General features: G+C 68.9%; 19 protein-coding genes and 1 pseudogene. 9 read left to right on the forward strand and 11 right to left on the reverse strand.

All coding sequences use genetic code 11. The annotated features are described in order from the left end of the window. Positions 1-466: 466 nt before the first annotated feature. The 5 genes and pseudogenes from ACWD11_RS33995 to pstS all read left to right on the forward strand — a co-directional run bounded on the left by ACWD11_RS33995 (position 467) and on the right by pstS (position 3,172). Positions 467-802 carry a hypothetical protein gene (locus ACWD11_RS33995; RefSeq protein WP_389421342.1) on the forward strand — a complete coding sequence of 112 codons (336 nt, stop codon included), beginning with the start codon at positions 467-469 and terminating at the stop codon, positions 800-802. Then, on the forward strand, positions 799-1,245 hold the full coding sequence (locus ACWD11_RS34000) for a MerR family transcriptional regulator (RefSeq protein ID WP_451287737.1): 447 nt from the start codon (positions 799-801) through the stop codon (positions 1,243-1,245). Before ACWD11_RS33995 ends, ACWD11_RS34000 begins: the two co-directional genes overlap by 4 nt. 121 nt (positions 1,246-1,366) lie before the next feature. After that, the gene (locus ACWD11_RS34005; RefSeq protein ID WP_389421344.1) at positions 1,367-1,540 is read left to right on the forward strand and encodes a hypothetical protein; all 174 of its coding nucleotides are present in this window, start codon (positions 1,367-1,369) and stop codon (positions 1,538-1,540) included. 11 nt (positions 1,541-1,551) lie between these two features. Next, positions 1,552-1,668 (forward strand): annotated as a pseudogene (locus ACWD11_RS34010) (YnfA family protein); the annotation flags it as partial. A 376-nt stretch (positions 1,669-2,044) separates the two neighbouring features. Then, positions 2,045-3,172 carry a phosphate ABC transporter substrate-binding protein PstS gene (pstS, locus tag ACWD11_RS34015; protein WP_389421345.1) on the forward strand — a complete coding sequence of 376 codons (1,128 nt, stop codon included), beginning with the start codon at positions 2,045-2,047 and terminating at the stop codon, positions 3,170-3,172. A gap of 17 nt (positions 3,173-3,189) precedes the next feature. Here pstS and ACWD11_RS34020 read toward each other — a convergent pair whose 3' ends face one another. From ACWD11_RS34020 to ACWD11_RS34035, 4 genes are read right to left on the reverse strand one after another with little or no spacing between them, the layout of a single operon-like run. Then, positions 3,190-4,257 carry an ArsO family NAD(P)H-dependent flavin-containing monooxygenase gene (locus ACWD11_RS34020; RefSeq protein WP_389421346.1) on the reverse strand — a complete coding sequence of 356 codons (1,068 nt, stop codon included), beginning with the start codon at positions 4,255-4,257 and terminating at the stop codon, positions 3,190-3,192. Next, the gene (locus ACWD11_RS34025; RefSeq protein WP_389421347.1) at positions 4,254-4,505 is read right to left on the reverse strand and encodes a hypothetical protein; all 252 of its coding nucleotides are present in this window, start codon (positions 4,503-4,505) and stop codon (positions 4,254-4,256) included. The genes ACWD11_RS34020 and ACWD11_RS34025 overlap by 4 nt, the downstream gene beginning before the upstream one ends. Then, positions 4,505-5,614 (reverse strand): ACR3 family arsenite efflux transporter, encoded by a 1,110-nt coding sequence (gene arsB / locus ACWD11_RS34030; protein WP_451287740.1) that lies wholly within the window; start codon positions 5,612-5,614, stop codon positions 4,505-4,507. The genes ACWD11_RS34025 and arsB overlap by 1 nt, the downstream gene beginning before the upstream one ends. Next, entirely contained in the window at positions 5,611-5,919 is a 309-nt protein-coding gene (locus tag ACWD11_RS34035) for an ArsR/SmtB family transcription factor (RefSeq protein ID WP_383365992.1), read from the reverse strand. Before ACWD11_RS34035 ends, arsB begins: the two co-directional genes overlap by 4 nt. Positions 5,920-6,011: 92 nt before the next feature. Between ACWD11_RS34035 and ACWD11_RS34040 the strand changes: the two genes are divergently transcribed. From ACWD11_RS34040 to trxA, 3 genes are read left to right on the forward strand one after another with little or no spacing between them, the layout of a single operon-like run. Then, positions 6,012-6,425, forward strand: a complete 414-nt coding sequence (locus ACWD11_RS34040) for an arsenate reductase ArsC (protein WP_389421349.1) — start codon at positions 6,012-6,014, stop codon at positions 6,423-6,425. Further along, positions 6,422-7,405: a thioredoxin-disulfide reductase gene (gene trxB, locus ACWD11_RS34045; protein WP_389421350.1), complete on the forward strand. Its 984-nt coding sequence runs from the start codon at positions 6,422-6,424 to the stop codon at positions 7,403-7,405. Before ACWD11_RS34040 ends, trxB begins: the two co-directional genes overlap by 4 nt. Before the next feature lie 10 nt (positions 7,406-7,415). Further along, the gene (gene trxA / locus ACWD11_RS34050; RefSeq protein ID WP_451287743.1) at positions 7,416-7,739 is read left to right on the forward strand and encodes a thioredoxin; all 324 of its coding nucleotides are present in this window, start codon (positions 7,416-7,418) and stop codon (positions 7,737-7,739) included. 65 nt (positions 7,740-7,804) lie between these two features. Here the strand turns inward: trxA and ACWD11_RS34055 are convergent, their stop codons facing one another. Further along, positions 7,805-8,206, reverse strand: coding sequence for an ArsR/SmtB family transcription factor (locus tag ACWD11_RS34055; protein WP_389421352.1), 402 nt, complete (start codon positions 8,204-8,206; stop codon positions 7,805-7,807). Positions 8,207-8,370: 164 nt separating this feature from the next. On the opposite strand from ACWD11_RS34055, the gene ACWD11_RS34060 reads away from it, so the two are divergent. Further along, the gene (locus ACWD11_RS34060; protein ID WP_451287745.1) at positions 8,371-9,051 is read left to right on the forward strand and encodes an arsenate reductase/protein-tyrosine-phosphatase family protein; all 681 of its coding nucleotides are present in this window, start codon (positions 8,371-8,373) and stop codon (positions 9,049-9,051) included. Positions 9,052-9,113: 62 nt separating this feature from the next. Here the strand turns inward: ACWD11_RS34060 and ACWD11_RS34065 are convergent, their stop codons facing one another. The 6 genes from ACWD11_RS34065 to ACWD11_RS34090 all read right to left on the reverse strand — a co-directional run bounded on the left by ACWD11_RS34065 (position 9,114) and on the right by ACWD11_RS34090 (position 13,964). Continuing rightward, positions 9,114-9,395, reverse strand: a complete 282-nt coding sequence (locus tag ACWD11_RS34065) for a hypothetical protein (protein WP_389421354.1) — start codon at positions 9,393-9,395, stop codon at positions 9,114-9,116. A gap of 26 nt (positions 9,396-9,421) precedes the next feature. Further along, positions 9,422-10,183 (reverse strand): response regulator transcription factor, encoded by a 762-nt coding sequence (locus tag ACWD11_RS34070; RefSeq protein ID WP_389421355.1) that lies wholly within the window; start codon positions 10,181-10,183, stop codon positions 9,422-9,424. A 54-nt stretch (positions 10,184-10,237) separates the two neighbouring features. Then, entirely contained in the window at positions 10,238-11,056 is an 819-nt protein-coding gene (gene pstB / locus ACWD11_RS34075; protein WP_389421369.1) for a phosphate ABC transporter ATP-binding protein PstB, read from the reverse strand. 90 nt (positions 11,057-11,146) lie between these two features. Continuing rightward, positions 11,147-12,052, reverse strand: a complete 906-nt coding sequence (pstA, locus tag ACWD11_RS34080; RefSeq protein WP_389421356.1) for a phosphate ABC transporter permease PstA — start codon at positions 12,050-12,052, stop codon at positions 11,147-11,149. Continuing rightward, positions 12,049-12,996 carry a phosphate ABC transporter permease subunit PstC gene (gene pstC, locus ACWD11_RS34085; protein ID WP_451287748.1) on the reverse strand — a complete coding sequence of 316 codons (948 nt, stop codon included), beginning with the start codon at positions 12,994-12,996 and terminating at the stop codon, positions 12,049-12,051. The genes pstA and pstC overlap by 4 nt, the downstream gene beginning before the upstream one ends. After that, positions 12,993-13,964, reverse strand: coding sequence for a PstS family phosphate ABC transporter substrate-binding protein (locus ACWD11_RS34090; RefSeq protein ID WP_389421358.1), 972 nt, complete (start codon positions 13,962-13,964; stop codon positions 12,993-12,995). Before ACWD11_RS34090 ends, pstC begins: the two co-directional genes overlap by 4 nt. Positions 13,965-14,032 lie beyond the last annotated feature (68 nt).

Genomic DNA, 14,032 nt, shown 5'->3' on the forward strand with positions numbered 1-14,032 from the left:
CGTCAACGTCCTGTGGGCTCTGATCCGTGACCGACGGTGTTACGAAGTGACACCCCCAGCGACTACGGCAGCTTGACAACAGCATTAGGAAGCGAGGTCCAGGGTGGGGTGTTCTTGCCGGACCGGGTCGGGCGGCGTGTCATGAGGGTGATCGCTGCTCACTGCTGTTCACCGATCTCGATCCAAGACTCATGGAAGGCTCGGAGCACCGCGTCTCTGTGCCGGATCGTCGTCGGCTCGTACTGATACCCCAAGCTCCACGGCCGCCTCGCCACTGGCATTGCCCGGCAGGCCGGGGTGGAGCGCACCTTCCTCTACCGTCACCGGGATCTCCTCGCCCTGGTCCACGCCGCGGAACTCGAACCCGCCGCGCATCCAGGAGCCAGGCTTGCAACCGGTACCCAGGTACAGGTTTACCGTCGGAAGTGTCCCCACCACCAGGGACGTGACGACGGGAGTGAGCGCGATGAGTGATCTTGCGTGGGTGCCGCAGTCCTGCACCCTGCCCACCGAGGAGCGGCCCCTGCGGGTCGCCGAATGGGATGCGCTGTTCGCCGAGCGGCTGACCTCGCTGTCGAGGCCGCAGCCGCTCCGCCTGCGCCTTGACCTGGCCGACGGAGAAGGCGTGGAGGCCCGGGTCCGCGACCTGGTGGAGCGCGAGAGCGGCTGCTGCTCCTTCTTCACCTTCACCACCACCCCCGCCCAGGACCTGATCCGGCTGGACATCTGCGTGGACCAGACGCACGAGCCGGTCCTGGACGCCCTGGCCGCACGGACCGCTGCCGCCGGGGAGCAGCGGTGAGCACCGGACTGCGCAGCGGTCAGGTCGCGGAAGCGGCCGGCGTATCCATCCAGACCCTGCGCTACTACGAGCGGCGCGGCCTGCTCGCTGAGCCGGAACGCATCAACGGCGGCCACCGCCTCTACGGCGAGGACGCGGTGACCGCGCTGCGGGTGATCAAGGCCGCCCAGCGGCTCGGGTTCACCCTGGAGGAGGTCGCCGAGCTGCTGGAGGCCGGCCGCCACCGCCACGGCCGCCCCGTGGCCGGGCTCCAGGACCGCGCCGCGGCCAAGCTGACCGAGGTTGACGCGAAGATCGCCGACCTCACCACCATCCGCACCGCCCTGGCCGCCGCAGTGGAGGCGGGCTGCGACGACCTGACCGTATGCGCGTCCAGCACCTGCTGCCCCATCCCCTTCACCGACCTCGCCGGGGAGAACCGCCATGCCGGACCCTGCTGCTGACCTGCGCCCCCACCGCGCCCCGAAGGCACTCGGGGGACTTGCCGCTCTGGCTTGTGTGGCGTGCTGTGCACTACCGGTCCTGATCACGGCGGGGGTCCTTGGTGCCGGCGCCGGGGCAGTGGTGGGCTGGCTGCCCGCCCTCGCCGTCGTCCTGACCGTACTTGCCGCCGGTACCTGGGGGCTCGGCCAGCGCCGCCGATCCCCTGCCTGCCCGCCGAAGACCGCAGGTGAGGGCGGTTGCGGCTGCAAGACGACCGCCGCCCCGCTGAAGATCAACGGCGCGGGCCGCCGCTAGGGTCAGCCGGTATGACTGTCGCTCGTTCCGTTGCCCTGTTCGTCGTCGCCCTCTTCGAAATCGGTGGCGCCTGGCTGGTCTGGCAGGGCATCCGCGAGCACAAAGGATGGATCTGGATCGGCACCGGTCGTCGTGCTCCGCGCCGTAGACCCGGCCGTTCAGCAGCTGCTCATCGCCCGTTCATCCGCCCAAACCTTGCAGCCGCCACCGACAACGCGGGCTTTCCCAGGGCCACTTTGGGCTTGCCCGCGTTGTCGGTGGCCGCGGCTTGCCCGGGTCAGAGAGGAAGGCCCCCCTTGCCCGCGGTCTGACGACCCGGGTGAGTGGGTGCCCTCAGGGCAGCCAGCCATCTCGCAGAAGGCACCTCATGGCAGCAGCCTGGTCACCCCATGACGTCACGGGGAGGACGGCGGTACGCCCCCGGAATTTCCCCTGGTTGTCGCCCGGCCACTCGAAACATCGGCAAGCATCTATGTTCCGTAAGGGTGACGTGAGGGGACTACGGTGCAGCGCCGACGTGGGATACGCAAGAGCCGACTGAGAACTCCGGTCCCGGCGGCCGGGCTGGCGGGCCTGCTGCTTCTGGCGGGCTGTGGGGGCGAGTCGGACGAGAGTGGCGACGTTGCCTCCGCCCGCCCGGTGGCCGACATCGACTGCGCCCGGGCGGGACAGGTGCGAGGCTCGGGGTCGACAGCTCAGCAGAATGCGATGAACTACTGGATCAGGGAGTACCAGCGGGCGTGCTCACCGGTGCAGGTCGCCTACAACCCTCTGGGCTCCGGCGCAGGCGTGGCCCAGTTCATGCGCGGGGCCACGGCGTTCGGCGGCACGGACACCCCGGTCGATCCAGTGGAGGACCGGCCGGCGGAGGGCGTGTGCCCGGGCGGGCAGGTCATCAACCTGCCCGTGGTGGGCGGCCCCATCGCGCTCGGCTACAACATCCCGGGAGTCGAGGACTTGGTCCTGGACGCCTCGGCCATCGCCAAGATCTTCGACTCGCGGATCACCACCTGGGACGACCCGGTCATCCAGGAGCTGAACCCTGGCGCCGAACTGCCGCCTCTGGACATCAGGGCGGTGCACCGGTCCGACACCTCCGGGACGACACAGAACTTCCAGGCGTATCTCACCGGCGCCGCGCCCGAGGTGTGGCCGTACCCCGCGGAAAAGGCGTGGCACGGCCGAGGGGGAGACTCCGCCGACGGATCGGACAACGTCGCCTCGACGGTGAGTTCCGCCGACGGTTCGATCGGCTACTTCGAGCTGTCCTTCGCGGAGAGGCTCAACATGGAGACGGTCCGTGTCGATACTGGTGCCTCCGAACCGGTCGCCGCGACCACGCAGACGGCGTCCGCGGGCATCGCCGCCGCTCAGGTGGTCGGGAAGGGCAAGGACCTGACCTTGAGGTTCGACTACCGGACTTCGGCCGAGGAGACCTACCCGATCGTGCTGGCCAGTTACGAGATCGTGTGCGACCGGGGCAATGCGGCCGAGACTTTGCCCGCCCTCAAGTCGTTCCTGGCCTACACCACCAGCGCAGAGGGCCAGGAGCCGCTGGCCCGGATCCACTACGCACCTTTGCCCCAGTCCGTGACCAACGAGGTGCGCAAGGTCATCAGCGCCCTGAGCTGACCTCCGCTCGCGCGGGCTCAGCTGCCGTCGAGCCGGTCGGCGATCTCGCGTGCCGCGTCCCGGGCCGGACGGCCGACACCGATCAGAGTGGCGGAGGCGGGGCCCGTCCAGTCGCCGTAGCCGAGCAGGTGCAGGCGCGGTTCGTCCACGGCCCGCGTCCCCACGGTGGGGATGTGGCCGCGCGGGCCGCGCAGGCCCAGCGGCCCCAGGTGAGAGAGGGCCGGGCGGAAGCCGGTGCACCAGATGACCGCGTCGGCCGGTGCCCGGGTGCCGTCGGCCCATACGACGCCGTCTCCATCGAGGCGCACGAACATGGGCGACGCTTTGAGCAGTCCCGCATCCCGTGCCTGGCGCACAGGCGGCACGGCGACGATGTCGCCCAGCGAGGCCACGCCTGCGGTGTCGGTGCCGCCCTCGTCGAGGGCCCGGCGGCGGGCGGTGGCAGCGTCGAACAGGGCGCGTCCGTCGATGTCGTCGGCGAGGAAGCGGGGCGGGCGCTGGGTCACCCAGGTCAGGTCGGTGCCGTAGGCCAGGTCGGCGGCGATCTGCGCCCCGGAGTTGCCGCCGCCGATTACGACCACGCGCTGTCCCGCGAAGTCGTCGGGGCGGCGGTACTCGACGGTGTGCAGCTGCCGTCCGCGGAAGTGCGGACGGCCCGGTACGGCGGGCAGGAAGGGTCGCCACCACATGCCGGTGGCGCTGATGACCGCCCGGCAGTGCCAGGAACCCTGGTCGGTCTCGACGCGCAGGAACGCGCCGTCCCGGTGGACCCCGGTCACGTGTACGGGCCGGTGGACGGGGAGGTCGTACCGGTGCTCGTAGCCGGAGAGATAGTCGACCACATGGCGCGCGTCGGGGTACGTCCGTCCCGCCTGGACGGGCATGAGCCGCCCCGGCAGCGAGGAGTACGCCGCCGGGGAGAACAGGTGCAGTGAATCCCAGGTGTGCCGCCAGGCGCCGCCGGACTCGGCCTGGGCATCGAGGATGGCGAAGTCCAGGCCGAGACGGCGCAGGTGGTAGCCGGCGGCGAGCCCGGCCTGGCCGCCGCCGACGATCACTACCTGCGTGCGCCGGGCGGCCGTCACTGCGTCCGCACCACGTTGGCGATCTGCGGGCAGCACGCGGCGTGGGCGCGATGCGCCGTGGCGCAGGTGCCGCACAGCAGGCGCCTAACCGGTGGTTCGGTGGCCACACCACGAGAGATCGGCTTGATGCAGGTGAGGAACTGCTCAAAGACTTCGGCGTGGACGGGGCAGACGGCGGCTCCGCACTGCGCGCAGACACCGACGGCCGCGACCTGGGCCCCGACGCCGGTGCAGTCCATGCAGTGCATCAGCTCTCCCGCGGTGCCACTGTCAGCTGTTGACCGGCAGCGAACTTCCGCCGCCAGGCCAGGGAGACGTACACCAGGGCGACCAGGACCGGCACCTCGATCAGCGGGCCGACCACGCCGGACAGCGCCTGGCCGGAGGTGACGCCGAAGGTGGCGATGGCGACCGCGATGGCCAGCTCGAAGTTGTTACCGGCCGCGGTGAAGGCGAGGGTCGCGGTCCGGTCGTAGGCGAGGCCGATCACCTTGCCGAGCGCGAAGGTGCCGAACCACATCACCGCGAAGTACACCAGCAGCGGCAGCGCGATGCGGGCCACGTCCAGCGGCTGCGAGGTGATCGTCTTGCCCTGCAGGGCGAAGAGGATGACGATCGTGAAGAGCAGGCCGTACAGCGCCCAAGGGCCGATCTTCGGCAGGAAGTTGGACTCGTACGTCTCGCGGCCCAGCTTCTGCTCACCGATGCGGCGGGTCAGGAAGCCTGCCAGCAGCGGGACGCCGAGGAAGATGACGACGTTCAGGGCGATCTTCCACATGGAGATGTCGAGGTTCTCACCGTCGCCCAGGCCCAGCCAGCCCGGCAGCAGGTCGAGGTAGAACCAGCCCAGCAGACCGAACGCCAGGACCTGGAAGACGGAGTTGAGCGCGACGAGGACTGCGGCGGCTTCGCGGTCGCCGCAGGCGAGGTCGTTCCAGATGATGACCATGGCGATGCAGCGGGCGAGACCGACGATGATCAGGCCGGTGCGGTACTCGGGCAGGTCTGGCAGGAAGATCCAGGCCAACGCGAACATGATGGCCGGGCCGACGATCCAGTTTATGACCAGCGACGAGACCATCAGCTTCTTGTCGCCGGTGACGGCGTCGAGCTTGTCGTAGCGGACCTTGGCCAGCACCGGGTACATCATGATCAGCAGGCCGACGGCAATCGGCAGGGAGATGCCGCCGATCTCGACCTTCGCCAGGGCGTCGTTCAGGCCGGGGATGAGCCTGCCCAGGCCGAGGCCGAGGGCCATGGCGACAAGGATCCAGACGGCGAGGAAGCGGTCGAGCGTCGACAGCTTCGCGACGACCGAGGGCTCCTCGGCGGTCGCGGCTGTTGCAGTGGGGGTCACGGGCAGGCCCTCTTGTTTTCGGCGGCGTTGCGAGCGGACTCGGCCAGATCGGCGAACTGACCGGCGAGCTGGGCGATGACGTCAGGGCGCAGCTTGTAGTACGTGTACCGGCCGCACGGTTCCGTCTCGACGACCCCGGCCTCGCGCAGCACTCTGAGGTGGTTGGAGACGTTGGTCTGCTTCGCACCGGTCTCTTCGATCAGGTGCGTGGAGCAGAGCGTCTCCTTGGCGAGGAGGGTGACGATCTGGAGGCGGAGCGGGTCGGCGAGGACCCGCATCAGATCAGTGTCGACTGACGTCATCATGGACTGATACTCTCACATCAGTGGTGGCTGACACCACCGGGTGCTGAGTTCATTCGCACCTGATGCCGTCGCGAGACAAGAGAGACCTCCTGATGTCCGACAAGCCCTCCGTGCTCTTCGTCTGTGTCCACAACGCCGGCCGTTCCCAGATGGCCGCCGCGTGGCTGACCCACCTGGCCGGGGACCGCGTGGAGGTCCGTTCCGCCGGATCCAACCCGGGCGACAACGTCAACCCGGCCGCCGTCGAGGCCATGGCCGAGGTCGGCATCGACATCTCCGCCGAGGTGCCGAAGATGCTCACCGTCGACGCCGTCAAGGAGTCGGACGTCTGCATCACCATGGGCTGCGGCGACACCTGCCCCGTCTTCCCCGGCAAGCGGTACCTGGACTGGACGCTGGAAGACCCGGCCGGTCAGGGCGTCGAGGCCGTACGCCCCATCCGGGACGAGATCAAGGTACTGGTCGAGGGCCTGATCAAGGAGATCGCGCCGGAGTCCCAGGCATGAGTACCGCGACGGACGAGATCCGCAACGTCATCATCATCGGCTCCGGGCCGGCGGGCTACACCGCCGCCCTCTACACCGCCCGCGCCGACCTCCAGCCCCTCGTTTTCGGCGGCGCCGTCTTCGTCGGCGGCTCCCTGACGACCACCACCGAGGTCGAGAACTTCCCCGGCTTCCCCAAGGGCATCGACGGCCCGGACCTCATGCTGAACATGCGGGCCCAGGCCGAGAAGTTCGGCGCCGAGATCGTCGAGGACGACGTCGTCGCCGTGGATCTGTCCGGTGAGATCAAGACCGTCACCGACACCGCCGGGACCGTCCACCGGGCGAAGGCCGTGATCGTCGCGACCGGCTCCGGCTACCGCAAGCTGGGCCTGCCCAAGGAGGACGAACTGTCCGGCCGGGGCGTGTCCTGGTGCGCCACCTGCGACGGCTTCTTCTTCCGCGACCGTGACATTGTCGTGGTCGGCGGCGGCGACACAGCGATGGAGGAAGCCACCTTCCTCACCCGCTTCGCCCGCTCCGTGACGATCGTGCACCGGCGCTCCACCCTGCGCGCCTCTCAGGTGATGCAGAACCGCGCCTTCGCCGACGACAAGATCTCCTTCGCCTTCGACAGCGAGATCGCGGAGATCAAGGAGGCAGACGGCATGCTCGCCGGTGTCGTCCTGCGTGACGTCCTCACGGGCAAGACCCGCGAGCTGGCCGCGACCGGACTGTTCATCGCGATCGGCCACGACCCGCGCACCGAACTGTTCACGGGGCAGCTGGAACTGGACTCCGAGGGCTACCTCAGAGTCGAGTCCCCGTCCACCCGCACGAGCATCCCCGGCGTCTTCGGCGCGGGCGACGTAGTCGACCACACCTACCGCCAGGCCATCACCGCGGCCGGCTCCGGCTGCGCCGCCGCCCTGGACGCCGAGCGCTACCTCGCAGCCCTCGCCGACGCACAGTCCGCGCCGGCCGAGGCCGTAACCGTCTGAGGAGATCCCCATGAGCCTCAAGAACGTCACCGACGACTCCTTCGACCAGGACGTCCTCCACAGCGACAAGCCCGTGCTCGTCGACTTCTGGGCTGCCTGGTGCGGCCCGTGCCGCCAGCTCGCCCCGTCCCTGGAGGCCATCGCGGCCGAGCACGGCGACAAGATCGAGATCGTCGAGCTGAACATCGACGAGAACCCCGACACCGCCATGCGGTATGGGGTGATGTCCATACCGACCATGAACGTCTACCAGAGCGGCGCGGTCGTGCAGACCATCGTCGGCGCCAAACCGAAAGCCGCCCTGGAGCGGGAGCTGGCCGACTTCCTCGCCTGACGCCAAGACACTGCGCTGCCCGGCACCGGCCCTCGACGGCCTGCCGGGCAGTTGCGTCGTCTCGGCTAGGCCCGGCCGGCAGCCGCGGCGGCGAGTTCGCCCACGGCCGGAGTCAGGATGGCGCGCACACGGTTGAGACCGTCGTAGTTGACCGAGTACCAGGCCCAGGTGCCGCGGCGTTCACGGTTCAGCAGACCCGCGTCGGTCATGACCTTCAGGTGATGGCTGACGGTCGGCTGACGGAAGCCCAGGCAGTCGGCGAGGTCGCAGACGCAGGCTTCGCCGGCCGGCGCGCGCTCGATGATGCGGAAGATCTGCAGCCGTGTGGGGTCGGCGATGGCCTTGAGCATGGCAGCCAGACGCTCGGCCTCCTCACGCTCGATGAGCAGGCACGAAAGGCCAGGACCACAGCTCTCCGCCGACGCCCCGGCCGCTTCCTCCGCGGCCCCCAATTCAGTGATAGCCATCTATTCACCATAAGTGGAGCCGGGGACCCCACCACGTGTTCGAGCGCACATTCAGGCCCTTGTTCACTTAGCGTTCACCTGGATTGACGGCTATCGCGAACATAGATGACCGCCTATTCTTCAGGTGGGATTCGCAGTGCGAGCCGTCGACCGAGGAGCCGCCCATGGCTGAGCCCAGCCCTTCTGGCCGGTATGGCCGTCCGGCCCCGCCGCTGCGGGACATCGGGCCCGTGCTGGAGCGCATCGCCTCCCGGCTGGCCGCCCGGCACAGCAGGGCGTTCTCCCTGGAGACGGTCGAGAACTACGTGGAGGAGTGCTCCTGGCTGCTCTCGGCGCGGGATCGCGTCGGTATCCATCTGCCGGTCCTGGTCGAGCGGTTCGCGGACCAGCGGCTCGGCGCTCTGGCGCGGGGTATGGGGCTGTCGCCGAAGCCGGTGCCCGAGGTGCTGTTCGTGTGCACCGAGAACGCGGGCCGCTCGCAGCTGGCCGCGGCGCTGCTGAGGCATAGGGCGGGGGACGGGATCCGGGTGCTGACGGCCGGTTCCGAACCCGGCACACAGATCGCCCCCGTCGTGCTCCGGCTTCTCGCCGAGCAGGGGCTGGACACAGGCGGCGAGTTCCCTAAGCCGCTGACCGCCGAGGCCGTCACCGCCGCCGACGTCGTCGTCACGCTGGGCTGCGGAGACGCGTGCCCGGTCCGTCCCGGTCGGCGCTATCTGGACTGGGATCTGCCCGAGCTGAGCGGCCTGGACGTCGAGAGCGCCCGCGCGGTGCGGGACGCTCTGGCCGCGAAAGTCGACGCTCTGGCCGAGGAGTTGCTGGCGGCCGAGTCGTCGATGAACTGACCGGCCGGCGGGGCACCGCCAAGCAGCCCGCCGGCCGGAGTGTGCGGGGCGGGACCCGGTCCTTACGGGTCCACGCCGGTAAGGCACAGGGAGATCAGGGTCCGAGCCTCGGCCACGGTGCCCGCGGTGATGATCTCCGTCATGGTCACCACATCGGTGGTGAAGGCCAGTTGGTCCGTCTGGCCTGCGGGCTGGAACCGCACGCGGACCCGTGCCGAGTACCACGGCTTGCGGTGGTACAGGGTGCCGACGCTTGGTATGTGGTGCTTGCCGTGGACGCTGCCCCAACGCGGGTAGTGCGTCGCCCACTTGGGCAGGTCGATGTACGAGTCGTCCTCGGCCATCCTGCCCTTGCCTCCGGGTGTCGCCGCTACGCGGAGGAAGGCGGCGGGGTCCCCTTGGGGCCGCATTCCAGGCGGTAGCCCATGCCCCGGATGGCGTCGATGGTGCAGCAGCTGTGCCCCTCGTCGCGCAGCTTGTTGCGCACCCGGCGCACATGCACAGTCAGGGTGTTGCTCTCCGGCGTCTGCGTGCCCCACAGCGCCTCGGACAGCTCGGCCCGGCTGATGACCTTGTTGGGGCGCTCCATGAAGTAGCGCAGCAGCAGGAATTCACGGACCGGCAACTGAAGCGACCGCCCGCGGACGTAGACGTGAAAACCTGCGGGATCAAGCTCGATGTCACCCACCACCACGGGCTCGGCCGATCCGTCGCCCTGGGTACGGCCCGCCATGAGCAGCGGGACGATCTGCTCCGCCCGGTAGGGGCGGGTCACGAAGGCGAGGGCTCCGGCTGCCACCGCGGCCGTCGCCTCCTCGGCTCCGTCCGGCCCGGCACCCACGATCACGGGTACCGGGTGGAGGCGGGCGATCAGCTCGGTGACACGTGCCGCGCTGACCACCGGCAGCGGGGCGCCGAGCAGGACCGCACCCGGGTGACGGGCGCCGACCTGGAGCAGGGCCTCGGCGCCGTCGTGGCAGACCACGGTACGGATGCCCGCGCCCTCGAAACTGGCCCGGGCCGCGGTCGCCAGTTCCTCGTCGGGCTCGACGAGGAGCAGGTCCGGGCTCGGGCTGTCGTCCGAGCGGCCGTGCGCGGCCGTGACCTGTGGGCGGTGTGCTTCGGGTGTCACCCGGGATACTCCTTCACGTGTTGCGCGCAAAGGGATGGACACGGGACCGCTCTCTCAGCCGAAGCGGCCGGAGATGTAGTCCTCCGTGCGCTGGTCGGAGGGGTTGGAGAAGATCCGCTCGGTCTCGTCGTACTCGACCAGACGGCCGTGGCGTACGCCCTTGTCGTCGACGTCGGCGGTGAAGAAGGCGGTGCGGTGCGAGACGCGGGCCGCCTGCTGCATGTTGTGCGTGACGATGACGATCGTGAACTCTTCGGACAGGCGCTGCATCAGGTCCTCGATCTTGGCGGTGGCGATCGGGTCCAGGGCCGAGCACGGCTCGTCCATGAGGATCACCTCCGGCTTGACCGCGATGGTGCGGGCGATGCACAGCCGCTGCTGCTGGCCGCCGGACAGGGCCAGGGCGGAGGTCTTCAGCTTGTCCTTGACCTCGTCCCACAGCGCCGCGTGGGTGAGGGTCTCCTCGACCAATTCGTCGAGGTTGCCCTTGAAGCCGCCCACCCGGGGCCCGTAGGCGATGTTGTCGTAGATCGACTTGGGGAACGGGTTCGGCTTCTGGAAGACCATGCCGATCCTGCGGCGGACCTCGATGGGGTCGACGTCCTTCCCGTAGAGGTCCTCGTCGTGGTAGCGGATCTTGCCCACCACGCGTGCTGTGGGTACCAGGTCGTTCATGCGGTTGAAGCAGCGCAGCACGGTCGACTTGCCGCAGCCCGAGGGGCCGATCATCGCGGTGATCTCGCGGTGCCCGATGGTCATGTTGACGTCGCGGACGGCCTCGTGGTCGCCGTAGAAGACCGACAGGCTGCCGACCTCGAAGACCGGGCTCAGCACGGAAGGGGCGGAGCGGTAGGTGACCTGCGGCGCCTTCATGCCGCCGGCGGAGTCGGAGGGAGAGGTCATGGCGGTCTCCTGCGGAGAGGTAACGGTGGTGAGGGGGCTACTGGTTGACGGGTTCATCGGTCACCAGCGGCGGGAGTAGCGGTTGCGGAGCCAGATCGCGGCGGTGTTCATCACCAGCAGGATCCCCAGCAGCAGGATGATCGCGGCGGCAGCCAGGTGGTGGAACTCCTCGCGGGACTGGCTGATCCAGTTGTAGATCTGCACCGGGAGCACGGTGTAGGCGCTCTGCAGGCCCTCGGGGTTGAACATGACGAAGGTGACCGCGCCCAGCATGATCACGGGTGCCGCCTCGCCGATGGCACGGGACAGCGCGAGGATCGAACCGGTCGCCATGCCGGGTACGGCAGCGGGCAGCACCTGGCGCCAGATGGTCTGCCACTGGGTGGCCCCCAGGGCGAGCGAGGCGTGCCGGATGGACTGCGGTACGGCCCGGATCGCCTCCCTTGACGCGATGATCACGGTGGGCAGCACCAGCAGGGACAGCGTCAGCGAGGCGGTGAGCACCGTGGTGCCAAGACCGAACTGCCGGGCCAGAAGGCCCAGTCCGAGAATGCCGTAGATGATCGAGGGCACCGCGGCCAGGTTCTGGATATTCACCTCGATCAGCCGGTTGTACCAGCGGCTGGAGTCGGCGTACTCCTCCAGGTAGATCGCCGCCATGATGCCGGTCGGCAGGCAGAACAGGGCGGTGAAGGAGATCACCCAGATCGTGCCGAAGATCGCGGACTGGGCGCCGGCGTTCTCCGGGCGGCGGATGGAGGGGAAGTTGTCCCACAGCCGCGAGTCCAGGCGCGGCCACGCCTCGACCATGACGTAACTCAGCAGCGAGATAAGGAAGATGATCCCGAGTGCCATGCACGCGAGCAGCAGCCAGCGGAACAGGCTCTCGCCCGGCCGCCAGCGCGGCCCGGCCAGCGTTGCGCGGCCGGGGGCCGCGGGAACCGCGTCCTTGACGGGGGCGGTCATTCGTACACCTCCCGGTACTTGCGCACCAGCCGGATGCTGATCAGGTTCATCACGAACGTCGCGACGAACAGCAGCGCGCCGACCGCGAAAACGGTGTTGTACTCGATCGAGTCCACCGGGATGTCACCGGAGGCGGCCCGCGCGATGAACGCGGTCATCGTCTCCATCTCCTTGAGCGGGCTGAACGTGAGGTCGGGCGTCGAGCCCGCGGCGATGAGCACGATCATGGTCTCGCCGACGGCCCGGGAAATGCCGAGGACGCAGGCGGCAACGATGCCCGACAGTGCGGCCGGGACGACCACGCGGACCGAGACCGTGCGCTTGCCGGAGCCCAGCGCGAAGGCGCCGTCCCGCAGAGCGTGCGGTACCGCCGACAGGGCGTCCTCGGTGAGCGAGGCGATGGTCGGCACGATCATCACGCCCATCACCAGGCCGGCCGCAAGGCCGTTGCGCACGGCCGGCGTCCAGTCGGTCGGCAGGATGTCCTGCAGCAGCGGGGTGATGAAGGCCAGCGCGAAGAAGCCGTAGACCACCGTGGGGATCCCGGCGAGAACCTCCAGGCTGGGCTTGAACAGCTTGCGCACGCCGGGCCTGGCGTACTCGCTCAGGTAGAGCGCGGCGCCGAGACCGACGGGGATCGCGACCAGGAGGGCGACACTCGTGATCATCAGGGTCGCGGCCACCAGGGGCAGTACACCGAAGTGCTTGTCGGCGAAGAGCGGCGTCCACTGCGTACCGGTGAAGAACTCACCGATGTCGACCTGCCCGAAGAAGTCGATGGCCGGGGGGATCAGCGAGATGACGATCCCCAGGGTCGTGGCCACCGAGACCAGGGCCGCGGTCAGCAGCAGCCCCTTGATCGCGGCCTCGCCGTAGCGGGGGCGAGTCCGCCGCAGGGACCGGGAGCCGGTCCCTGCGGCGGACTGAGCGGGGGAGCCGGTCACTTAGCGGCTTCCTTAAGCTTGGCCAGGTCCGCTTCGAGCTCCTTCTCCTGCTCGTCGTTGAGCGGGATGAACTTGGCGTCCTCGGCGATCTTCTTGTTGTTCTCGACGTAGTACTCGACGAAGTCGACGACCTCGGGCTTCTTCAGCGACTTGGCCGAGGGGTAGATGAACAGCTGCCGGCCCAGCGGCTTGTAGGAGCCGTCCTGCACCGTCTCCACGCTCGGCGTGACACAGCCGTCGCCGCCGTCGACCTGAAGGACCTTCAGCTTGTCGGCGTTCTCCTCGTAGTAGGAGAAGCCGAAGTAGCCCATGCCGCCCTTGGTGCCGGAGACGCCGGTCACGGTGACGTTGTCGTCCTCGCTGCCGGAGTAGTCGGTGCGCGAGGCACCCTCCTCACCGTTGATGGCGTCGGTGAAGTAGTCGAAGGTGCCCGAGTCGGTGCCCGCGCCGAACAGCTTCAGCGGCTCGTCGGGGAACTTGGGGTCAACCTGGTTCCAGTTGTTCACCTTCGAGCCCGGCTCCCAGATCTTCTTGAGCTGCTCGACGGTGAGGCACTCGGCCCAGTCGTTGTCCTTGCTGACCACGACGGAGAGCCCGTCGTTGGCGATGGAGAACTCCTCGTACTTGACGCCGTTCTCCTCGCAGGTCTTGATCTCCTCGTCCTTGATCGGACGGGAGGCGTTGGAGATGTCGGTCTCGCCGATGCAGAACTTCTTGAAACCACCACCGGTGCCGGACGTGGCGACGGTGACGCGCACCTTTGGCTGCTCCTCGGCGTAGAACTCCGAGGCGGCGCTGGTCAGCGGGGCGACGGTGCTGGAACCATCGATCGCGACCTTGCCCGACAGCTCATCGCCACTGCCACCCGAGCCGGCGTCGTCGCCGCCACACGCGCTCGCAGCCAGCATCACAGCAGCCGTCAGTGCCAGGGGAGCCTTGGCCCGGCGCAACGAAGTGGAAATGTTCACGACTCTCGATCCTCGTGTCTGCCGGGTGCTCCGGCGGTGGACCGGCGCGCTGGGCGCTCCGTTCTGAC

The sequence above is a fragment of the Streptomyces sp. NPDC002776 genome (genome assembly GCF_053592195.1).